This window comes from Salipiger bermudensis, from assembly GCF_017309175.1.
Classification (GTDB): Bacteria; Pseudomonadota; Alphaproteobacteria; order Rhodobacterales; family Rhodobacteraceae; genus Salipiger; species Salipiger bermudensis.
Genome location: NZ_JAEKJV010000002.1, coordinates 244,314 through 265,334, shown reverse-complemented (window position 1 = coordinate 265,334; position 21,021 = coordinate 244,314). Strand labels below are relative to the sequence as shown.

The 21,021-nt window shown below is 66.2% G+C and carries 23 protein-coding genes; 6 read left to right on the top strand and 17 right to left on the bottom strand.

What is annotated here, in order from left to right; all coding sequences use genetic code 11:
* The first annotated feature begins 16 nt into the window (after positions 1-16).
* The 3 genes from rplM (at position 17) to JF542_RS04025 (ending at position 1,831) form a co-directional block, all read left to right on the top strand.
* On the top strand, positions 17-475 hold the full coding sequence (gene rplM / locus JF542_RS04035; protein ID WP_007800759.1) for a 50S ribosomal protein L13: 459 nt from the start codon (positions 17-19) through the stop codon (positions 473-475).
* A 2-nt stretch (positions 476-477) separates the two neighbouring features.
* Positions 478-966 carry a 30S ribosomal protein S9 gene (gene rpsI, locus JF542_RS04030; RefSeq protein ID WP_007800757.1) on the top strand — a complete coding sequence of 163 codons (489 nt, stop codon included), beginning with the start codon at positions 478-480 and terminating at the stop codon, positions 964-966.
* A 73-nt stretch (positions 967-1,039) separates the two neighbouring features.
* Positions 1,040-1,831, top strand: coding sequence for a putative nucleotide-diphospho-sugar transferase (locus JF542_RS04025; protein ID WP_207074825.1), 792 nt, complete (start codon positions 1,040-1,042; stop codon positions 1,829-1,831).
* On the opposite strand, the gene JF542_RS04020 is transcribed toward JF542_RS04025, so the two are convergent.
* A complete protein-coding gene (locus JF542_RS04020) occupies positions 1,832-2,854 on the bottom strand; it encodes a glycosyltransferase family 2 protein (protein WP_207074824.1) in 1,023 nt (340 codons plus the stop codon).
* Between the two features lie 117 nt (positions 2,855-2,971).
* On the opposite strand from JF542_RS04020, the gene JF542_RS04015 reads away from it, so the two are divergent.
* Positions 2,972-4,084, top strand: coding sequence for a glycosyltransferase family 4 protein (locus tag JF542_RS04015; RefSeq protein WP_207074823.1), 1,113 nt, complete (start codon positions 2,972-2,974; stop codon positions 4,082-4,084).
* Between the two features lie 3 nt (positions 4,085-4,087).
* Here the strand turns inward: JF542_RS04015 and JF542_RS04010 are convergent, their stop codons facing one another.
* The 12 genes from JF542_RS04010 to JF542_RS03955 all read right to left on the bottom strand — a co-directional run bounded on the left by JF542_RS04010 (position 4,088) and on the right by JF542_RS03955 (position 14,637).
* Complete coding sequence (locus JF542_RS04010) at positions 4,088-4,702, bottom strand: TetR/AcrR family transcriptional regulator (RefSeq protein WP_007800748.1); 615 nt, start codon at positions 4,700-4,702, stop codon at positions 4,088-4,090.
* A complete protein-coding gene (gene ppk2, locus JF542_RS04005; RefSeq protein ID WP_007800746.1) occupies positions 4,702-5,571 on the bottom strand; it encodes a polyphosphate kinase 2 in 870 nt (289 codons plus the stop codon). Before ppk2 ends, JF542_RS04010 begins: the two co-directional genes overlap by 1 nt.
* Before the next feature lie 51 nt (positions 5,572-5,622).
* Positions 5,623-6,573 carry an alpha/beta fold hydrolase gene (locus tag JF542_RS04000; protein ID WP_207074822.1) on the bottom strand — a complete coding sequence of 317 codons (951 nt, stop codon included), beginning with the start codon at positions 6,571-6,573 and terminating at the stop codon, positions 5,623-5,625.
* Position 6,574: 1 nt separating this feature from the next.
* Positions 6,575-7,528 (bottom strand): homoserine O-succinyltransferase, encoded by a 954-nt coding sequence (locus tag JF542_RS03995; RefSeq protein ID WP_207074821.1) that lies wholly within the window; start codon positions 7,526-7,528, stop codon positions 6,575-6,577.
* An 81-nt stretch (positions 7,529-7,609) separates the two neighbouring features.
* Positions 7,610-8,467, bottom strand: coding sequence for an ATPase (locus JF542_RS03990; RefSeq protein ID WP_207074820.1), 858 nt, complete (start codon positions 8,465-8,467; stop codon positions 7,610-7,612).
* A gap of 147 nt (positions 8,468-8,614) precedes the next feature.
* Positions 8,615-9,769, bottom strand: coding sequence for an OmpP1/FadL family transporter (locus tag JF542_RS03985; protein ID WP_007800738.1), 1,155 nt, complete (start codon positions 9,767-9,769; stop codon positions 8,615-8,617).
* 130 nt (positions 9,770-9,899) lie between these two features.
* Entirely contained in the window at positions 9,900-10,754 is an 855-nt protein-coding gene (locus tag JF542_RS03980; RefSeq protein ID WP_007800736.1) for a DMT family transporter, read from the bottom strand.
* Positions 10,751-11,023, bottom strand: coding sequence for a putative quinol monooxygenase (locus JF542_RS03975; RefSeq protein WP_207074819.1), 273 nt, complete (start codon positions 11,021-11,023; stop codon positions 10,751-10,753). The genes JF542_RS03980 and JF542_RS03975 overlap by 4 nt, the downstream gene beginning before the upstream one ends.
* Before the next feature lie 147 nt (positions 11,024-11,170).
* Positions 11,171-12,736 carry a glutamine-hydrolyzing GMP synthase gene (gene guaA, locus JF542_RS03970; RefSeq protein WP_207074818.1) on the bottom strand — a complete coding sequence of 522 codons (1,566 nt, stop codon included), beginning with the start codon at positions 12,734-12,736 and terminating at the stop codon, positions 11,171-11,173.
* Positions 12,737-12,783: 47 nt separating this feature from the next.
* A complete protein-coding gene (locus JF542_RS03965; RefSeq protein ID WP_007800730.1) occupies positions 12,784-12,963 on the bottom strand; it encodes a hypothetical protein in 180 nt (59 codons plus the stop codon).
* 137 nt (positions 12,964-13,100) lie between these two features.
* Positions 13,101-13,736 (bottom strand): DUF2270 domain-containing protein, encoded by a 636-nt coding sequence (locus tag JF542_RS03960; protein ID WP_207074936.1) that lies wholly within the window; start codon positions 13,734-13,736, stop codon positions 13,101-13,103.
* 157 nt (positions 13,737-13,893) lie between these two features.
* Positions 13,894-14,637, bottom strand: coding sequence for a DUF2270 domain-containing protein (locus tag JF542_RS03955; protein WP_207074817.1), 744 nt, complete (start codon positions 14,635-14,637; stop codon positions 13,894-13,896).
* Positions 14,638-14,892: 255 nt separating this feature from the next.
* Between JF542_RS03955 and JF542_RS03950 the strand changes: the two genes are divergently transcribed.
* Positions 14,893-16,437: a trimethylamine methyltransferase family protein gene (locus JF542_RS03950; RefSeq protein WP_007800721.1), complete on the top strand. Its 1,545-nt coding sequence runs from the start codon at positions 14,893-14,895 to the stop codon at positions 16,435-16,437.
* Here the strand turns inward: JF542_RS03950 and JF542_RS03945 are convergent.
* Complete coding sequence (locus JF542_RS03945; protein ID WP_207074816.1) at positions 16,430-16,726, bottom strand: DUF6477 family protein; 297 nt, start codon at positions 16,724-16,726, stop codon at positions 16,430-16,432. The two genes, JF542_RS03950 and JF542_RS03945, sit on opposite strands and share 8 nt — an antisense overlap.
* A gap of 223 nt (positions 16,727-16,949) precedes the next feature.
* Between JF542_RS03945 and JF542_RS03940 the strand changes: the two genes are divergently transcribed.
* Positions 16,950-18,068 carry a DUF6456 domain-containing protein gene (locus tag JF542_RS03940; RefSeq protein ID WP_207074815.1) on the top strand — a complete coding sequence of 373 codons (1,119 nt, stop codon included), beginning with the start codon at positions 16,950-16,952 and terminating at the stop codon, positions 18,066-18,068.
* A gap of 47 nt (positions 18,069-18,115) precedes the next feature.
* On the opposite strand, the gene JF542_RS03935 is transcribed toward JF542_RS03940, so the two are convergent.
* From JF542_RS03935 to JF542_RS03925, 3 genes are all read right to left on the bottom strand, one after another.
* Entirely contained in the window at positions 18,116-18,763 is a 648-nt protein-coding gene (locus JF542_RS03935; RefSeq protein ID WP_207074814.1) for a bifunctional 4-hydroxy-2-oxoglutarate aldolase/2-dehydro-3-deoxy-phosphogluconate aldolase, read from the bottom strand.
* Positions 18,764-18,847: 84 nt separating this feature from the next.
* Positions 18,848-20,074, bottom strand: coding sequence for a glycosyltransferase family protein (locus JF542_RS03930; protein WP_007800713.1), 1,227 nt, complete (start codon positions 20,072-20,074; stop codon positions 18,848-18,850).
* Positions 20,067-20,858 (bottom strand): HAD-IIB family hydrolase, encoded by a 792-nt coding sequence (locus JF542_RS03925; protein ID WP_207074813.1) that lies wholly within the window; start codon positions 20,856-20,858, stop codon positions 20,067-20,069. The genes JF542_RS03930 and JF542_RS03925 overlap by 8 nt, the downstream gene beginning before the upstream one ends.
* Between the last annotated feature and the right edge of the window lie 163 nt (positions 20,859-21,021).

Below are 21,021 nucleotides of genomic sequence, written 5' to 3'. Positions count from 1 at the left end.
GCTCAAGGGCAACACGATGAAAACCTTCTCTGCAACTCCGGCAGACATCGAGAAGAAATGGATCGTGATCGACGCGGAAGGCGTCGTTCTCGGCCGTCTCGCATCGATCGTCGCCATGCGCCTTCGTGGCAAGCACAAGGCAACCTTCACGCCGCACATGGATATGGGCGACAATGTCATCGTCATCAACGCCGACAAGGTGCAGATGACCGGCAAGAAGCGTGAAGAGAACTTCTACTGGCACACCGGCCACCCGGGCGGCATCAAGTCGCGCACCAAGGCGCAGATCCTCGAGGGTGCGCACCCCGAGCGCGTGGTGTTCCAGGCCGTCAAGCGCATGCTGCCGGGCAACCGCCTGTCGCGCGCGCAGCTGACCAACCTGCGCATTTACGCCGGCGCCGAGCATCCGCACGAGGCGCAAGCGCCCGAAGCGCTCGACGTCAAGTCGATGAACAAGAAGAACACCCGGGTGTAATCATGGCTGAACAGATCAATTCCCTGGAAGAACTGGGCGCCGCAGCCGGTGTGGACGCAGCCCCGGAAATCGAAGAAGCGCCGCGCGAGCCCGTCCGTGACGAGTTCGGCCGCTCCTATGCCACCGGCAAGCGGAAGGACGCGGTCGCCCGTGTCTGGCTCAAGCCGGGTTCCGGCAAGGTGTCGGTGAACGGCAAGGAGCTGAACACCTACTTCGCCCGTCCGGTGCTGCAGATGATCCTGCGCCAGCCGTTCTCGGTTGCCGGTGTCGAAGACCAGTTCGACGTCTATGCCACCGTCAAGGGTGGTGGCCTCTCCGGTCAGGCCGGCGCGGTCAAGCACGGCATCTCGAAGGCGCTGCAGCTCTACGATCCGTCGCTGCGTTCGGCTCTGAAAGCCGCAGGCTTCCTGACCCGCGACAGCCGCGTCGTCGAGCGTAAGAAGTTCGGTAAGCGCAAGGCGCGCCGCAGCTTCCAGTTCTCGAAGCGCTGATCAGCTTCTTCTCGCAGATTTCAAGGGCAGCCGGAGCACCTCCGGCTGCCTTTTTGCTGTAAAAGGGCAGGGCATGGAGAGGGAACGTTTCGAGGCGCAGGGGTTCGTCGTTCTCATTTGCTGCGACTCGAATTTCTTCGAATTGGCGCAAGTCTTCGAACGCAATCTACTGCGCGTCCAAGGCAGTTATCCGGTGATCGGTGATCTCGGCCTGACCGAGGCGCAGCGCGCGGCGCTCCGTTCGGAGCTGATCGACCTACGCTGCGACGGCAGCTTCCGTGAGATGTGCGAGGCCGGCTATATCCTAGCGACCCACAAGCCCGCTGCCATCCGTGAGGTGATCCGTCGGTTCGGCCTGCCGTGCCTTGCGCTCGATGCGGACATGCTGCTGACCGCGCGCCTGCACCCGGCCGAGTGCGGCGGCGCCGATATCGCGGTGACGCCGCGCATGCGCCGCAGAGCGAAGCGGTTCGAGGATCATCGCAACGGCTATCTCAACTCGGGATTCTTCTATGCCGCCGCGACGCCGGAAGCCGATGCCTTTCTCGTGGACTGGCAGCGCCGCTGCGAGGCCGGGGACAAGTCCGACCAGCTGATCCTGTCGGAGATGACGCAGGATTGGAAAGGTGACCCGCTGGGGGCATGCATCGCCCGCGGAGGGCTGCGCCTCGTGAAGTTGCCGCCCCGGATCTACAACGACACCCGGCACTATCGCGGCAAGGTCATCCATTTCAAGACGCTCGGCCGCGGTGGCAAGAGCCGCCTCAAGTGGGAGCGCATCGCAGGACGGATGCAGCGCGCGCCGCGTCTGCACGGGGCGCTCCTTGCGCTTCTGCGGCGCTTGGCCGAGCCTTTCCTGCGCTGATCACCACACGGCATTGCCGGTCTTCTCGAGGCTGTCCCAGCCGGTCAGTGGCACAGAGCGGGGCCCGAGGAAGCTGGCGTTCTCCTCGCGCATCTTGGACAGCATGGCGTCTATGCGCAGGTAATCCTTGTTGCCCTTGGAATAGCCGCCCGCCTGCGGAGCCCATTCCAGCTTGCGCAGCATCGCGGGCGTGTAGCGGTAGTGCAGCAGCGGCAGCAGGATGCGATGACTCAGGGCGAGGGTGGTGCGGTGGCTGCTGTAGAACGCCTGGCCCGACCGCCATTTCTGGATCAGCGGCTTCATCAGCGTGCCCGAGGGGGCCTTGCGGGCTCCCAGCAGGCGCAGCTTCAACCGGTTCTTCATACCGATGTCCTCCTTGCCGGCGTAGGCCACGTCGAGCCGATGGCGCACTCCAACGTAGCGATGGCGTGGAGGCTTGCCCGCACGCAGTGAGAAGTGCCGCACCCCGTCGAAGAACCATTCCGCCGCGGGCCAGGTGAAGCCGCTTTCGGGATAGACCGCAAGATCGGCGATGTTGCGGGGATAGAGGTCGATCATCCCGGCCCATGCCCCGTTCGCGCCCTCGGCCTCGAGCCGGGCGATGACGTCACTCAGGGTCTTGCCGTCGGGCAGCAGCAGGAACTCGTCGATGTCGCATTGCAGCGCCCACTGATTCATGCAGAAGCGGTCCATGAGCTCGGTTCGCCAGACATGGATCATGCGCAGATCGCCCTTGTTGCGGACGATCCCGGGGCGTCGCTCTTCGGGCGGAATGTCACCGTAGCGGCTGGTCGAGGACAGCAGGCAGACGTCGGGTTGGTCCAGCAGGTAGTCGGGCGTTCCATCATCTGAGGCATCGTCTAGGATGAAGAAGCGCTTCACCCCGAGCGCGCGGTAGTGTTTCAGGAAATCCGGCAGGAACGGGCGCTCGTTGCGCACAACGAGGATCAATGGCAGGCCGGGCGCGTTTGACAGGTCGTTGTTCCGGACCGAAACGTCTGGGGCGGGCAACTGGTCGGTCATGGGAACTCCTTCAACTGTCGGGTTCCGGACGTTGTACCGGGCAGTACGGTGGCGGCAACCCCTAGCACCACGGTGTCCGATATCGTAGTGAGGACCGACGCTTGATCCGAGGACCTTATGACGCGCCCCCTGAACATCTTGTTTCCCTATACCGGTGACAGTGTCGGCGGGTCGCATATCTCGTCGTTGCTCTTGGCGCGCGCGCTACGCGAGGCCGGGCACGAGGTGACGCTGGGTCTGCATCGCAGGGCGGGGGCGCTGGTCGATCATCTCGCCGCCGAGAACGAGCCTTGGGTGCCCTTGCCGGACGTCGAGGCGCCGAAGCTGCGTGCCGCCTGGCGCTCGGCGCTGGCACGGCGGCGCACGCGGCGCGGTCTGGCAGAGTGGCTCGGCGCGCATCGCTTCGATATCGTCCACACCCACGACATGCGCAATCACCTGATCTGGAGCGCTGCGGACGGTCCCGCCCATGTCTGGCATCAGCGGACGCCTGCCTCTGGCAAGCATATGGCGCGCTGGGGTCTGCGTGCCGCGGCCTTCATCGCCGTGTCCCGCTTCACGCTGCAGAGCCTCCCCGTTGCACTGCAAGGTCATGCCAGGATGATCTACAACCCGTTCCTGCCGCAGCAGCCCGCGAGCGAAGAGGCGCGTGCCGCGCTGTGTGCCGCGCTCGGCGTCGCACCGGGAACGGCGGTGGTCGGCTATGTCGCAAATTTCTCGGATCGCAAGCGCCCTGAGCTGTTCGTCGAGATCGCCGCGCGGGTTCGAGCGGCCCATTCGGGGCCGCTGGTCTTTCCGATGTACGGGGCATTGCACCAGCCGTTTCTGGGACACGTCGAAGCGCGCATCGCCGAGCTCGGGCTTGGCGATGCCGTGCGGTTGGTCGGGCCTCAATCGCCCTTCGGCCCGGTGATGGCAGGCTTCTCGGCGCTCGTCGCCCCGGCGCGGAACGAAGCTCTGGGGCGCACACTGATCGAGGCAGGGCTTGCTGGTGTGCCGCTGATCGCCACCCGCGAGGGCGGCAACACCGAGATCGTCGAGGACGGCCTGACGGGGCACCTTGTGGCGCCCGACGATGTCGAGGGGTTCGCGCAGGCGGTGCTGGAGGTGCTGTCCGATCTCGAGAGTTCCGCCGCGCGCTGCGCCGCCGCCCAGACGCGCTGCGAGAGGCTGTTCTCGCTTGGCGCCCATGTGTCCGCCATCGAGGCGATTTACGACGAGATCACCTGACCCTCAATCTGGCGGGATCAGCCCGAGCCCGCGCAGATAGATGCCGATGCCGCTCTCGAGCAGCGCCTCGGGCGGGAAGGGCGACTGGGTGCCCGGCGAGTTGCGCGCGAAGAGCTCGACAACCCCATGCGAGAACGCCCAGACATGGGCCGAGACCATCGAGGGCGGCGGGCGCTTCTCGGGCGGGATGTGCTGCGACAGCTCGGCGGCGGCGCGCTCGGGGATGCCGCGGGCGCGGGCCGAGAGGGCGGCGAGCTCGGGCGAGTGGTTGACCGAGATGCCGCTTTCGAACATCGCGATGTAGTGCCCGGGATGCTTGCGCGCGAAGGCGAGATAGGCGCGGCCGGTGGCCTCGAAGGCGGCCAGCGCCGAGGGACGGCCATCGTCATAGGCATAGGCCATCAGGTCGGCAAAGATCTCGTAGCCCTGGCGGGCGGCCTCGGCGATCAGGTCCTCGCGGCCGTCGAAGTGGCGGTAGACCGCCGCCGGCGTCACCCCGGCACGCTTGGCCGCCTCCGACAGCGTGAAGCCGGTCGGACCCTTTTCCTCGATCAGCTCGAGCGCCGCATCGACGAGGGCCTGACGCAGGTTGCCGTGATGATAGCCGCGCTTGGGCATCAGGCGTCCCAGATCTCCGGCCCGCCGGCGATCTTCGGATCGGGGGCGCCGACGGCGCGGGCATCTTTCCGGGCATAGTCGAGATGGCTCAGCACGTGCCGGATCGCCGCGAGGCGGGCGCGCTTCTTGTCGTCGGAGCGGATCACCGTCCAGGGCGCGGCGGCGCTGTGGCTGCGCGACAGCGTCTCCTGGATCGCGGCGCTGTACTCATCCCAGCGCTTGAGCCCCTCGACATCGATCCAGCTCAGCTTCCATTGCTTGAGAGGGTCTTCCTCGCGCTTGAGGAAGCGGCGCAGCTGCTCGGCGCGGCCGACATTGAGCCAGAACTTGAACACCAGAATGCCTTCCTCGACCAGCATCGACTCGAAATCCGGAACCTGGGCAAAGAAATGCTCGCGCTCGGCTTCGGTGCAAAAGCCGAAGACCTTCTCGACCACGCCGCGGTTGTACCAGGAGCGGTCGAAGAACACGATTTCGCCGCCGGCTGGAAGGTGCTCGATATAGCGCTGGAAATACCATTGCGTCGCCTCGGTGTCCGAGGGCTTGGAGAGCGCCACCACGCGGGCGCCGCGCGGGTTGAGGTTCTCGCGGAAGCGCTTGATCGTGCCGCCCTTTCCGGCGGCGTCGCGGCCCTCGAAGACGCAGGCGATGCGCTGGCCGGTGGCCTTGGCCCAGCTCTGCATCTTCACCAGCTCGATCTGCAGCGCGTCCATCTCGCGCTGGTAGGCCTTGCCCTTCATTTCCTCGGAATAGGGGTAGGAACTCGACAGGATCTCATCCTTGTCGGCGCGCTTGAGCGCCTTGCGGATGGCATCGGGGGCATCGTCGTTGAAGTAGCTGCTGATGGCGCCGTCGAAGGGAGTGGTCAAGGCGGGTGTCCTGCTGGTTGCCGTGCGGGGCAATATGGAATGTAAATCGCCTTAACGCAAACCCGCACGGGCGGCGACGCGGTCGATGGCGGCATACATTTGCGGCGCGGCGGCGTGTTGCGCCGCGTGGCCGATGCCCGGCAGAACCACGAGATTGGCGCCGGGAATCTGCCGCGACGTCGGCACCGAGTGGATCTGCAGGCCGACGGTGGTGTCGGCATCGCCGTGCAGGATCTCGACCGGCAAATCGAGCTGGCCGTAGCGCGGCAGCATCCGTGCGATCTCGGATTTCAGCGAGGCGCGCTGCAGGGCGTTTTCGCGCAGGCTCGCGGGGCGCAGCGACAGCTGGGCGCCGATATGCTCGGCATAGCCCGGCGGCACCGGCTGCGGCGCGAACACGCCGGCGATGGCGTCGAGCACCCGGTCCTCTCCGGCCAGTGCCGAGATCGCCGGGTTGGCGATGCCGGCCAGCGGCCCGGAGGTCAGGCGGTAGAAGAATGGCACGCCGGTGTCCCAGGTCTGCGAGGCGGCCGAGACCAGCACCAGCCCCGAGGCGCGCTCGGGATGCTCCAGCCCCCAGGCCAGCGCCACCGCGCCGCCGTAGCTATGGCCAAGCACGATCGGGCGCTCGGCCCCGAGCTGGCGGCTCGCGGCGCTGAGCAGCGCGGCCTGTTGCTGGATCGAGGCGCCGTTGCTGTCGATGCGCGGCGTGTATCCCATGCCGGGCCGGTCGAAGGCGATGACGCGGTAGCGCCGCGACAGCTGGTCAACCGCCCGGTAGGTCCAGTCGCGCAGGTTGCCGCTGGCACCATGGATCAGCACAAGCGGCGGGCCGCTGCCTTTCTCGACGTAATGCACCCGCTGGCCCGAGACCTCGAGAAACCGGCCCTCGGGCGGATAGGCCTCGAGCGCCGCCGCGCCGCTGCTGTCGGAGGCCCGGTTCCCGGCGGTGCAGGCCGCGACGCCAAGGAACAGGAGGGAGAGCAGCGCGCGTCGTTTCATCTCAGGGTCCTTTACGTCCGCGCCAGTCGGTGCTTTCCAGCCCGATGCGGCGCATGTCGAATGCGGTGGTCTGATAGATCTCGTTGATCCAGTTGCCGTAAAGCAGGTGGGCGTGGCTGCGCCAGCGGTTCTGGGGCGTCTTTGTCGGATCGTCGTCGGGATAGTAGTTGGCGGGCACGTTGATCGGCTTTCCGGCCTCGACGTCGCGGTCGTACTCTTCCTTCAGCGTGCCGCTGTCATATTCGAGATGGTTGAAGATATAGAGCGCCCGGTGGCCCGGATCCTCGACCAGCGCCGGGCCGGTCTCGGGGCTGTCGATCAGGACGCGCAGCCCCGCCGACTCGACCTCGTCGCGGCGCATCTCGGTCCAGCGTGACACCGGCATCACCATGTCGTCCGAGAAGCCGCGCAGATAGGGCGACGCGGGCGCGAGGTTCTGGTGCCGCACGCAGCCAAAGGCCTTGGCATCGAGGATGTGCTTGGGCACGCCGTGGAAATAGTTGATCATCGCCATGCCGCCCCAGCACACGCCGAACGTGGAATGCACATGGGTCTGGGTCCAGTCGAACACGCGGGTCAGTTCGTCCCAGTAGGTGACTTCCGCGAACGGCAGATGCTCGATCGGTGCGCCGGTGATCACCAGACCATCGAACTTCTCGCCTGTCGCCTCGACCTCGGCGAAGGGGCGGTAGAAGTTCTCCATGTGATCGGCGGCGGTGTTCTTGGTCTGGTGCTCGGACATCCGGATCAGCGAGAACTCGATCTGCAGCGGCGTCGCGCCGATCAGGCGGGCGAACTGGTTCTCGGTCTGGATCTTCTTCGGCATCAGGTTGAGCAGCGCGATGCGCAGCGGTCGGATGTCCTGACGCCCGGCGCTGTCCTCGTCCATGACCATGACGCCCTCGTTGGTGAGGACGTCATAGGCGGGCAGGTCGGAGGGCAGTTTGATGGGCATCGGGATCACTTCTTCTCGGATGGGACAGGTAGGGCGGCGCGCCGGGTTTTCCAAGCACCGCTTCGAAGGGGCGGGCGGGGCTCAGCCGGGCAGGGCGGCGGCGATGACCTGCGCGAAATCCGCCTCGTCGCGGACCGTGGCCATGTCGGCGGCCTCGACGGTGACGCCCCAGTTCTGCGCCATCGCCTCGTAGCGCGGCTGGCGGTGGGCGAGCGCGCGGGCATAGGTCCAGCGGATGAAGGCGTCGGGATCGACGGAGGTTTCGGAAAGCCCCGTCTCGTCGAGATAGGCGCGCCAGGCGGCGGCGAGGAATTCGGGCTGGTAGGCCATCGGCTTCGGCGCGCGGTCGAAGCGGTGGATGAGTTCCTCGGTATGGGCCTCGGTGCCGCGGATCCAGACCATCAGCGCGTGGCTCGAGAGCTCCGACAGGATCGGATCCCTAGGGTCTTCGGCATCGACCCATTCGCAGATCGAGCCGCCGGTATCGCAAACGAAATGCGGGTAGCCGTAGAGCTCTTCGGCGCGGTCGATGAAGTAGCCCGTGTCGAGCAGCGCCTGCTCCTCGGCCCGGCGGAACTGGTCCTGCCGAAGTTGATAGGTCTCCATCGGCAGGGCACCCTTGGCGGTGTCGCCTGGCTTGCCAAGATAGGTCGAGACCGGGGTCAGGTTGTCGAAGGTGATGTTCGACCCGATGTAGATCGAATCCGACATCAACAGTTCGCGCAGGAATGGCACCTTCATTGCCTCGCGCTTGGCGTTGTCGGCGATGTATTCGCCCATGTAGCGCGTACCGATGCGGTAATCGATCGAGTAGTGGAACCAGTGCCCGGTCTGGCGCAGCATCGATGAGACATGGGTCTTGCCAAGCCCCGACATGGCGAACAGCACCACGCGCTTGTGCGGCGCGGCGCGCCAGTCGTTCGCGGTCGGGTAGTACATGGGCGGGCATCCTTCGAGTCGTTCGGACCACAGGTACTGAGGCCCGCGCATGGCGTCAAATGCCGCCGCTGCTGGGGCCTGAATGCAGCCCGCCCGAGCGCCTTTCGGCGCCCGGGCGGGCCATCTTGCTGCTCGATTGTGGTGCCGTCAGAAGCGGTAGGCGACCTTGAGACCGACGCCCCAGGCGGAGTTGTCCTCGAAGTCGGCACGGGCGACGTCGGGCGTGCCGGTCTCGGGCTTCGCATCGCCTAGCCAGAAATAGCTGACACCGCCAGAGACAGTGACGTCCTCGGTCACGTTGTAGGAGCCCGCGAGCCGAAGCTGCGTGTAGCCGGTCTTGGGCGCGAGCGGCGAGACAAGCTCGTCGCCGGAGGCTTCGTAGGTGGCGCTGATCGCCGCCGAGAACTTCTCGTTGAAGCGGCGGCCGACGCCCAGCGTGTACGCGGTGCTGTCCTCGAGATCGATCAGGCCGTTGCCGACCACGGTTTCGAAGCTGTCGGGATCAACGCGGAATTGAGAGTGCTTCACGTAGCGGACGCCGCCGAAGAGCAGCGTGTCCTTGGCGATGCCGGTCTGGAACTCGAGGTTCCAGCTTTCCGGGGTCTTCACCTCGGTTTCGCCGCTGGCGTTGAGCAGAGGCAGGGCCGGGATCGGGCCGGGGCCGTCGGGATCGACCAGCGGCCCGGACTCGGTGGTGTCCATGTCGTGGGTGATCGACGAGTTGTAGGTCAGCGCCACGCGCAGCGCGATCTCGGGCACCTCGTAAGCGGCGCCGAGCACGTAGCCGATGCCATTGGTCTTGTCGAGATTGACCTCGTAGCCACTCACCGCGCCGTAGGCGGCCCCCTGAAGGTGGATGTCGCCCTGTGCCTGCTGGAACCGCAGGCCGCCGAACGCGCTCCAATTCTGGTTGAACTGGTATTTGGCAAGCGCGGTCAGGGTGTTGGTGTTCGCCTCTGCGGTGGTGCCACCGAGGGGGATGTTGCCGCTCTCATAGGCAATGTCGGCGCCGAAGGGGCGATCGTAGATCAGCGCAAGGGCCAGCCGGTCGTTGACATCGTACTTGATGCTGAAGGACGGCAGCCAGAAGCCATCGCCCACGTCGTCAATGTCCTGCGCCGGAAACGGCGGCGAGATGTTCTTGCCCGAAAGCGACGGGTTGGCGTAGCCCAGCGAGAATTCCAGTACATTGCCGGTCTCGTACAGGATCATCGCCGATTGTTGTGTCCGCTCGATGCCGCCCGCGTGAAGCGCGGTCGCAGACAGGGCCAGCGCCGAGGCGCCGGTCAGCAAAAATTTCATGAGTTCCCTCTCCCTAAGGTATCTCCTCCACCTTCGACGCTAACGACGTGGTGGTTGAAGGGTCAATCAATGACCCAGCGTAAGTTGACGCGCCGCGCCGTAACGTCACTTTGACGAGGGGGCGGGCGGTCTAACGGGTTTCACGCAAGATATTGAAATAGTTGGCGCCAAAGATGATCGCGGCGCCAAGGAAGACGAAGGGATCCAGCGCTTCGGCATAGACCAGCATCCCCACCACGGCGACCAGCGGCAGGCGGGCGAAATCGATCGGCATGACCACCGGGGCCGGAGCGAGGCCCAGTGCCGTTGTGAGACAGAAATGCGCCACGAGCCCGGCGATGGCGATCAGCACCACCCAGGGCCAGGTCGAGGCGGCGGGCAGGGCGATGTCGCCGTCGATGCCGGCGCAGACGAGCCCGAAGACGGCCTGCATGACGGTCAGCCAGAACAGGATGCAGGCGGTCGACGCGGTGCGGGTCAGCCTGCGCGTGAACACCGCCGAGCCGGCAAAGCCGACGCCGGCCAGCAGCGCCGCGATCAGACCGGGGCTGAGGGTCTCGGGCGTCGGCCGTGCGACCACGAGGATGCCGACAAAGCCAATGCCGGCGGCGATGGCGCGGCTTGGCGTGATGCGCTCGCCCAGGACCAGCGGCGACAGCAGGATGACCCAGAGCGGCGAGGTGAATTCGAGCGCAAAGACCTGTGCCAGCGGGATCGTGGCCACGGCGAAGAACCAGCAGTTCTGGCCGGCGAAGTGGCTGATGTTGCGCGCCACGTGCAGGCCAAAACGGTCGCGGTTGATCTGCGAGAGCTTGCCCGTGGCCATGAGCACCGAGGTGACGATGATGGCGCCGATGATCGAGCGGTAGAGCATGATCTCGAACGTGTCGAGATCGAGGCTGACGGCACGACCCGCCACCGCCATCGAGGTGAAGGAGACGACCGCGCCGGTCATCCACAGAACGGCCTGCAGGGTCTGGCTCATGCCTCGGTCACCTCGTAGTCGCGCGGGCAGCCCTCGGTGACGCGGGCCCAGTCGCTCGCCCGCGTGCGGAGCTGATGCGCCTCGAAGGCGGCCCGGTCGGTGAAGCGCTCTGCGACCGAGAACACGCCCGAAGCGGTCTCGGTGACCTCGAAGGCGAGGCAACCGGGCTCGGCGCGGGTCAGGCGGATGTGCTCGGGCAGCGCGGCGCGGATGGCGTCGGCGCGCTCCGGCGGGCAGGTCATGGTGCCGGTCAGGCGGATCTCGGGCATGGGGTCTCCTCGGCCGGGGCCGGCCTTTTCGACCGCCCGCGGGCGGCGCGACATTGGCCCGCGCCCCGGAAAGACACAAGCCCCGCATCGGACAATGCGGGGCTTGCGATTATCGTTCGTGTGCAATCGGTCACGCGCGGCGTGCGGTCACTCGAGTTCGATGGTGCCCGGCGGCTTCGAGGTGCAGTCGTAGAACACCCGGTTGATGCCCTTCACCTCGTTGATGATCCGGGTCGAGGTCTCGCCGAGGAATTCGTGGGTGAACGGGTAGTAATCCGCCGTCATGCCGTCGACGCTGGTCACCGCGCGCAGCGCCAGAGCGTAGTCATAGGTGCGGCCATCGCCCATCACGCCCACGGTGCGCATCGGCAGGATGGCTGCGAAGGCCTGCCAGATCTCGTCATAAAGCCCGTGCTTGCGGATCTGGTCGATATAGACCGCGTCCGCCTTGCGCAGGATCTCGAGCTTGTCGCGGGTGATCTCGCCGGGGCAGCGGATCGCGAGGCCCGGCCCGGGGAACGGGTGGCGGCCGATGAAGCTTGCGGGCAGGCCCAGCTCATGCCCCAGTGCGCGCACCTCGTCCTTGAACAGCTCGCGCAGGGGTTCGACCAGCTTGAGGCCCATCTTCTCGGGCAGGCCGCCCACGTTGTGGTGCGACTTGATGGTGACCGAGGGGCCGCCGGAGAACGAAACGCTCTCGATCACGTCGGGATAGAGGGTGCCCTGCGCGAGGAACTCGGCGCCCTCGATCTGGTCGGCGTATTTCTGGAACACGTCGATGAACAGCTTGCCGATGGTCTTGCGCTTGATCTCGGGGTCCGAGACGCCCTCGAGCGCGCCAAGGAAGAGCTCGGACTCATCGGCATGGATGAGGTTGAGGTTGTAGTTGTCGCGGAACATCGACACCACCTGCTCGGCCTCGTTGAGGCGCAGCAGGCCGTGATCGACGAAGACGCAGGTCAGCTGGTCGCCGATGGCCTCGTGCAGCAGGATGCCGGTGACCGAGCTGTCGACGCCGCCCGAAAGCGCGCAGATCACCTGCTTGTCGCCGACCTGCTCGCGGATCTTGGCGATCATTTCTTCGCGGTAGGCGGTCATCGTCCAGTCGCCGGTGAAGCCCGCGATCTTGACGAAGTTCTCGTAGAGCGTCGCACCGTTCGGGGTGTGATGCACCTCGGGGTGGAACTGAACCGCGTAGAAGCGGCGCTCGAGATCGGCGATCATCGCGAAGGGCGCGCCGGGCGAGGTGCCGTAGACGTCGAAGCCGGGGGCGATCTCGGCCACGTGGTCGCCGTGGCTCATCCAGACCTGCTCGCGCCCGGTGGCGTCGAGGAACCAGCCGTTGAAGAACTCGGTGCTGTGCTCGGTCGGCGTCACGTAGGCGCGGCCGAACTCGGCGGTGTGGCTTTCCCCCGCCTCGATGCGACCACCGAGGTCCTGCATCATCACCTGCTGGCCGTAGCAGATCCCGAGGATCGGCACGCCAAGCTCGTAGGCCGCCTTGGGCGGGCGCGGCGAGCCGTCGCGGGTGACGCTGTCCGGGCCGCCGGAGAAGATGATCGCCTTCGGGGCGAACTCCTTCAGGAAGGCGTCGGAGACGTTCTGATAGGGATGGATTTCGCAATAGACGTTCAGCTCGCGCAGGCGGCGCGCGATCAGCTGCGTCACCTGCGAGCCGAAATCGATGATGAGGAGGCGGTCATGCTGGGTCATGGCCACGCTTTAGAAGCGCTTTGCGCATTGCGCAAGAGGCCACGGGCTCAGTCGTGGAACGGATCCACCAGCACCATGCCCGCGAGCCAGACGACGCAGAGCGCCGCCACGGTGATTGGAAGCGACTGGGTCAGAACGAAGGCTGCGATGGCTGAACCGATCGACGCTTCCATGACGAAGTCGAACAGGGGGGCCGGCTGCGGGTCGTTCTGCGTAGAAGCTTCCATTTTTGAGATCCTCGGAAAGGGGTGATGCGACTCAAGATTGCAAAAATTTTGTGACACTCACCTTGATCTGGCGCAGCTTCTAGGCAGTTTTACCGATTCTGGGAAGGAAAAGTTAACCGCAGGGTTAACCCACAGAGTTAACCCATGGAGTCGGATTTCGCCCGACCGCGACTGCGCGAGCGCGCGAGGTCGTCGCGCTTGCTCCAGAGCGCGATGGCGCCGAAGGCCAGCACGTAGAGCGCGCCCATGGCGGCGATCAGCTCACCGGGCAGCGGGCCGATATCGGCGCGGCGGATCGCCTCGTCGACGGAGGCGGCCGGGGTCGGATGCACGGCGATCTTGCCGGCAAAGGCAAGCGTCTGGATCAGCAGGATCCAGAAATAGTTGCGGCGGATGCGGCGGCCCATCGCGACCATCAGCGGGACGTGGTAGCGCGGCCTCAGGTAGTCGTTGGCCAGAACGCGCTGCCAGTCCTCCTCGAGGTGAAGGTCGCCCTCGGCCAGCATCGGGGCGTAGAAATGCGTCTCCATCCAGCGCGCCCGGGCCCGCCAGACGTTGAAGTAGCGGTAGCGGCGCGCTTCGAGGAACAGGAAGAACACGATCAGGATGCCGACCAGAACGAGTGGGATCGGCGAGGCCTCGGGCGATGCAAATGAGATCGACAGGGCAACGCCGAGGGTCACCACCGCCCAGTTCGTCGTCGTGTCGAGGCGGGTGCGCCAGATGGTGCTGCGATAGACTTCACCGCGATAGAGGTGGGCGATGGCCCCCATCTCGGCGGCGTCGAGATCCTTGCGCGGCGTGGGCGCGCCGCTGGCCTTGCTGTCGATAGGTTGGTCCTCCGCTCCGCTCGGCGCTTGGGCGCCGCTCCCTGAGGCGGAGTTTTGCACTCGTGATCCGGCTGGTCAAACCCCCTCTCGGGACCCGAGGTCAGTAGACCGCATCCGGCAATGCCAGGTTGTGCTTGCGAAGACTTCGCCGGTCTTCGAGCGCGCTGTATATCGCCAGGGCGCAAAAGCTCGTCATGTAGAGCGCGCCTCCGGCGAAGATCGCTTCCCCCGGGATGCCCCCGACATCGGCCCGGTGCAGCGCCTCGTCAAACGAGGAGACCGGCGTGGGGTGGACGGCGATTTTGCCCAGAAAGGCGATCAGCTGGATCAGCATGATCCAGAGATAGCTGCGCCGGATGCGGCGCCCCAGTGCGTGCAGGTAGGAGATGTGGAACACCGGATGCATGTAGTCCTGCGCCATCATCTGCCGCCAGCAATGGCGGCTGCGCGTCTGCGCTGGATTGAGCATCGGCGCGTAGAAGTTCTTTTCCATGCGTCGAAACCGGGTGCGCCAGCTGTCGCAGTAGCGATAGCGGCGGGCTTCGAGCGTCAGGAAGAACAGGTTCAGGATGCCGATCAGGACCAGCGGCAGCGGCGAGGCATCGGGCGAGGCGTAGGAGATCGACAGCGCCACGCCCAGCGTGACCACGGCCCAGTTGGTCGTGGTGTCGAGACGGGTGCGCCAGACGCTGCAGCGATAGACCTCGCTGCGATAGAGATGGGCGAGCGCCCCGATCTCGGCCGAGCTCAGCTCGGGAAGCGCATGAATTTGCACGATATCGTCGCCGTTTTCTGCGTCACCCAGCCAGTCGGCCAGCGTTGCGAGCTGTTCTTTGCTCGGCATTTGTCCACCCTTAGCCCGGCGTCCTGCGCCGTCTTCGATGCGCCCCCGGAAAAAGCTATGTGCCAAATGTGTTAATAGGTGGTGACCGGAGACGCGCGTGGCCGTGACGGTCCAGTGAGGACGCGTTTGTACCGGCGAGATGTCGCATTTCCACGCCATCCGCCGCAATCACGCATCCCTCGGCCCGGGCCGACGGGTAAGAAAAGGGAACCTTGGGCGCAGGGAGGCGCCCGGATTCACGCGGGGAAGAACATCATGGTCGAGGCGACGACGCGGAAACGGGGCAGAAGCGGCGGTGGTGCGGCGCGACGGGCGGCACGGGGCTCGGCGGTGGTCGAGACGGCGCGCTACATCGAGCGCAACATCCCCGATCTCGAGATCCTCAACGAGGAAGCGCTGCAGATCATCGAGCACAATGCCGAGACCGTGCTGGAAGAGATCGGCGTCAACTTCGTCAACAACCCCGGCGCGCTCGAGCGCTGGCGTCAGGCCGGGGCCGAGATCGACGGCGAGCGGGTGCGCATCCCGCGCGGGTTGGCGCGGAAGCTTTGCGCCACCGCGCCGTCGCGGTTCACACAGGTGGCCCGCAACCCGGCGAAGACTGTCGAGATCGGTGGCCGTAACCTCGTGCTGGCCCCGGTCTACGGCCCGCCCTTCGTGCATGATGCCGAGGGCGGACGGCGCTATGCCACGATCGACGATTTCCGCAACTTCGTGAAGCTGGGCCAGATGTCACGCTGGCTGCATCATTCCGGCGGCACCGTCTGCGAGCCCACCGACGTTCCGGTGAACAAGCGCCATCTCGACATGTTGCACGCGCATATGACGCTCTCGGACAAGCCCTTCATGGGGTCTGTGACCGAACCGAGCCGGGCGCAGGACAGCGTCGACATGTGCGGCGTGCTCTTCGGCGAGCAGTTCGTGCAGGACAACACCGTGATGACCTCGCTGATCAACATCAACTCGCCGCTGACCTTCGACGACACGATGATGGGCGCGCTCGAGGTCTATGCCGCCAACAACCAGGCCTGCATCATCTCGCCGTTCATCGTCGGCGGGGCGATGGCGCCGGTTTCGGTGGCGGGCACGCTGACGCAGGTGCTTGCCGAGGGGCTCGCGGGCGTGGCCTATTCGCAGCTGGTGCGTCCCGGCGCGCCGGTGATCTTCGGGGCCTTCGTGACCTCGATCGACATGAACTCGGGCGCACCCACCTTCGGCACCCCCGAGGCGGCGCAGATCACCTATGGCGCCGGGCAACTGGCACGGAGGCTGGGCCTGCCGTTCCGTTCGGCCGGGTCGTTCTGCGGCTCCAAGCTGCCCGACGCGCAGGCCGCCTACGAGACCGCGAACACGCTCAACAACGGGCTGCTCGCCGGGGTGAACTTCATGCTGCATGCCTGCGGCTGGCTGGAGGGTGGGCTGGTCGCGTCCTACGAGAAGTTCGTCATGGATGCCGACCAGCTCGGCGCGCTGCACAAGATGGCCGCGGGCGTCGCGGTCGACGAAAGCGCGCAGGCGATGGATGCGCTCCGTGAGGTCGGACCGGGCGGGCACTACCTTGGCTGTGCCCACACCCAGGCGCATTTCAAGACTGCGTTCTGGCGCTCCGAGCTGTTCGACTACAAGCCGTTCGAGACCTGGATCGAGGAAGGCGGACGCGACACGCTGACGCTGGCCTCTGAGCGGGTGCGCAAGCTTCTTGCCAGTTACGAGCAGCCCAGCATGGACCCGGCCACCGCCGAGGCGCTCGACGCTTTCGTGGCAGCCAAGAAGGCGAGCATGCCCGACAGCTTCATGTAAGGCGGTTTTCCGTCCGCGCCATAAGGCGCGCCTCGCCGATCACTGCGGCCAGCGTTTCCACATGGCGCGCGACGGAATAGGCCCCGTCGCGCGCCTTTCTGCGTTCGTCCATCAAGCCCTCGATCTCGAGAAGCTGCAGCAGCGCGGCGCCGCGATGTCCCGGCGTCGGCGCCCCGAGCACGCGCGCCAGATGCGGGTCGCGACGATACTCCTCTGCGGCGATGCGTGCGGCCCGGATCAGCAGTCGGGGGCGGTGGAGGCTGTGCAGGAGGCTGGTGAGATCGTGCATCGGTCGGTCCTTCGGAAGTGGAAGGCCCAACCATGCCATGTGAAATCCGGGTGTTGCGGCACAACCCTAGCGGAAGGCCGCTCACTTAATAATTGTTTATGGAATGTGGATAATTTTTGATGTTCGGCAAAATTGTTAACGTTCAGGTAACTTGAACGCGCTGAATTTGGGTCCGGTCTGGGGAAAAATCTGTGGATAAAATTAAGGACCGAGGGGACTTACCATGAACTTTTACAGTGGAGAAAAAGCTGTTGGACCGAGCTTTCCGGCATGGGTGCCGGACGATGCCAAGCACTATCTTGCCCACACGGTGGGCGGCGAGGCCATCCGCAAGCTGGCGCGGGATGCGGGGTGTCACGCCTCGACCGTCCTGCGGCAGGTCCGGCGGATGGAGACGCTCCGGGACGACCCGCTGGTGGATGGCGCGCTGCGCCGTCTCGGTGCGATGCGCTCCCCGGAAATGGCAGCACACGTCACGAAGGAGTTCGGGCCGATGAACGAAATGTCCGGCAACGAGCCGGCCCCGGACGAGGTCAAGCTGGCGCGCGAGGCACGTCGGGTGCTGCGCAGGCTCTGCGAAAGTGGCGCGGTGCTCGCCGTCGCGGCGGAAATGGACAAGGGCGTCGTGGTGCGCGACACCGGAGAGGGGGGCTCGACCCGAACGGCGGTGGTCGATGCGCCGATCGCTCAGGCCATGGCGCTGAAGGGCTGGATCGCCTGCGATGCGCCGGGGCGGATCTCGCGCTATCGCATCACCTCGGGCGGGCGCGCGGCGCTGGGACGGCTGGTGGCCGAGCAGGAGACCAAGCTGCGCGGCTTTGCCGAGGCGCAGGCCGGGTTCGACAGCGGCCGCGCCGCCGAGGCGGCGATGCAGGCCGAGGAAGACGACCCCAAGGCGCGCCGGCGCAACCTGATGCACGAGGCGCCGCTGGCGCTGCTGGCGCGGCGGCGCGACAAGGACGGCGCGCCGTTCCTGCCGGATGATCTGGTGCGCGCCGGTGAGCGCCTGCGCGAGGATTTCGAGCTGGCCCAGATGGGGCCGCGGGTGGCGCAGAACTGGGACCAGTTTCTGACCGCCGGCGTCGATCGGGGTGTGACGCGCGACGTGCCGCGTGGACCCGAGGCGGCGCGTGCCCGGCTTACCGCAGCGCTGCGCGAACTGGGGCCCGGCCTTGGCGATGTGGCGCTGCAATGCTGCTGCTATCTAGAAGGGCTCGAGGTGACCGAGAAGCGCATGGGCTGGTCGGCGCGCTCGGGCAAGATCGTGCTGCGCATCGCCCTGCAGCGGCTGCACCGGTTCTATGACGATCTCAACGCCAGCGGTGGCGGCATGATCGGCTAGCAGGTCGGGGTGGGCCGGTGCTTCGGCCCACCCTTGACGGCTTTGGCTCAGCTGCGCGGCAGGGCCGCGGCCTCGGCGGCCAGCGTGGAGATGGCGTCCCAGTCACCCGAGAGCATCTTGTCCTTGGGGGCGACCCAGCTTCCGCCGCAGCACAGCACGTTCGACAGGCCGAGATAGTCGGCGATGTTGCCCATGCTGATGCCGCCCGTGGGGCAGAACCGCACCTGCGGCAGCGGCGCGCCGATGGCCTTCAGCGCCTTGGCGCCGCCAGAGGCCTCGGCCGGGAAGAACTTCTGCACCGTGTAGCCGCGCTCGAGCAAGGCCATCGCCTCCGAGGCGCTGGCAGCCCCCGGCAGCAGCGGCAGGTCGGCCTCTTCGCAGGCGTCGAGCAGCTTGTCGGTGGCGCCCGGCGAGACGCCGAACTTGGCGCCGGCATCGACCGCCTTCTTGACGTCGTCCGGGGTCAGCAGCGTGCCCGCGCCGACCACGCCGCCCTCGACCTTTGCCATCTCGGCGATGGCCTCGAGTGCGCAGGGGGTGCGCAGGGTCACTTCCAGCACCGGCAGGCCGCCCTTGACCAGCGCCTGAGCCAGCGGTGCGGCATGGGCGACATCGTCGATGACGAGCACCGGGATTACCGGGGCGAGGCGGCAGAGCTTCTCGGACTCGAGGCTGGCGGCGGCGGGGGTGATCATGGTCGGATCTCCTGGTTCCAAGGGCGTTGGCCACGCGTTAGCACGTTTCCCCGGCGGGGTGTAGGGCGCTAACATCACGCGGCGTCAGTCGCTGCCGTATTCTTCCTGATCCGCCGCCACCGCCGCCCGGAAATCGCTCAGCAGCGTCGGGTCGGCGGAATGCACGCGGTTCCAAGTCGGGATGAAGGGCGTCTCCTGCGGGTTCTCGATGAACAGCTGGCCGGCGCGGGTGATGTTCTCACCGAACATCTCGATGCTCTGCTCCTCGGCATGGCGGTCGATGGTCAGGCCGTTCATCTTGGCATCGGCCCAGTAGGCCTCGAGCAGGTCGAGCGCCGAGCGGTAATAGGTGGCCTTGAGCGTGCGGAACACGTGCGGGGTGAACACGGTGCCGTCGGCGGCGAGCTTGCGATAGATCGCCTTGCAGATGTCGGTCGACATGCGCGACAGCCCCTGAGAGGCGTCCTCGGCGGAAAGATCCTGATGCTTGTGATCGTACTGGTCGGCGATCTCGACCTGGCAGACCTGGCGCGGTCCGAGGTTGCGCCACGCCTCCGAGAGCACCCCGATCTCGAGCCCCCAGTCCGAGGGGATGCGCAGGTCGGGCAGCAGGCCGGTGCGCAGCGCCATCTCGCCCGAGAGCGGGTAGCGGAAGGCGCGCAGGTAGTCGATGTAGTCTCGGTCGCCGATGGTGCGCTTGAGCGCGATCAAGAGCGGCGAGACCAGCAGCCGCGTCACCCGGCCGTTGAGCTTGTTGTTGCCGACCCGCGGGTAGAAGCCCTTGGAGAGCTGGTAGGGGAAGGTCGGGTTGGCCACCGGATAGACCAGCCGGTCGAGCATCTCGCGCTTGTAGGTGACGATGTCGCAATCGTGGATCGCCATCACCGAGCTGTCGGCGCAGGAGATCAGGTAGCCCATGCAGCCCCAGACGTTCTTGCCCTTGCCCGGCTCCTGCGGGGCGAGCCCCAGCGCCTCGAGCCGGCCCATGATCTGCAACATGCGCGGGCTGTCGTTCCAGATCACAGTGGTCTGCTGCGGCAGCACCGAAAAGAACTGCCGCGCGTGGCGGTACTGGGCCTCGTCGGCGCGGTCGAGGCCCACGATGATGCGATGCAGGTAGGTGACCTGCTTCAACTCCTGCAGGATGTTGGGCAGGGCATCGCCTTCGAGCTCGGAGAACAGCGAGGGCAGGATCAGCGAGATCTTGCGGCTCTGCGCGAAGGTCTCGAGCTCGTAGATCATCTCCTCGGTCGGGCGCGAGCGCAGGTTGTGGAACTGGGCGATGTTGCCGTTCTGCTGGAAGTCAGCCATGTCGGTCTGCTCTCTTGCTGTATCCGAGCCTGTCGAGAAGCGTCAGCACGCAGGCGTTCCAGCCTGCGGGTCCGGGCGCTTCGCTGCGGATGATGGTGCCTGTGGTTTCCCCGGGCAGGGCGGGAATGCCCTGGCCGTGATCGTTGCGGATGATGACGCCGTAATCGGCGGTCTCCAGCATTTCGGTGTCATTGGGCGCGTCGCCGAGCGCGATGGCGGTGTCGCGGCCGAGATCGGCCATGATCCCGGCCATCTGTTGCGCCTTGGTGCCGCCGAAAGAGAGTGTCAGGAAGCGCCCGCCGCGCCGCGCGGCGACGCCCCTGGCGTCGAGCGCCGCGAGGAAGGCGGTCAGGCCGGCGTCGTCGCCGCTCCACACGCCCGGCTCGGTGAAGTTGCGCAGACGCGCCAGCCGCGCGCCTTCGGGCGGCAGGCCGGTGATCTCTGCGACCTCCTGGTCGGTCATGTCTCCGAAGCCGCGATAGGGCGCGCGCAACTCCGTTGGCAGCTCAAAGAGCACCCCGCGCAGCCGCTCGTAGGCGCTGCGGTCGTGCATGTTGGCCCCGGGGGTGACACGCTGGGCGCCGTTCTCGACGATGATCGGCCAGTCTCCGAGGCTCAGTTCCGCATGCAGCGGTGCGATCTCGGCGGCGGTCTTGGAGCTTGCGAGGATCAGGGGGATGTCTTGCGCCCGTAGCGCTTGCAGCGCAGGCATGGCGGCGCTGTAGCTGTAATCGCCGTGGTCCAGCAGCGTGCCGTCCAGATCCGTGAAAACGATTAGCCGCACCTGCCGATCATCCCTCGTCGTTTCTCCGGAGCGTAACCGGATTGCGACGGGAGAGGGAACAGCTGGCGCGACTTTCTTCGGTGAAGTTTGTGTAAGAGGCGAATTAACCGCCTCTTTTCAAAGCGTTCCTGTGTCGTAGCGTCAGGGTGACGAAACAGCGCAG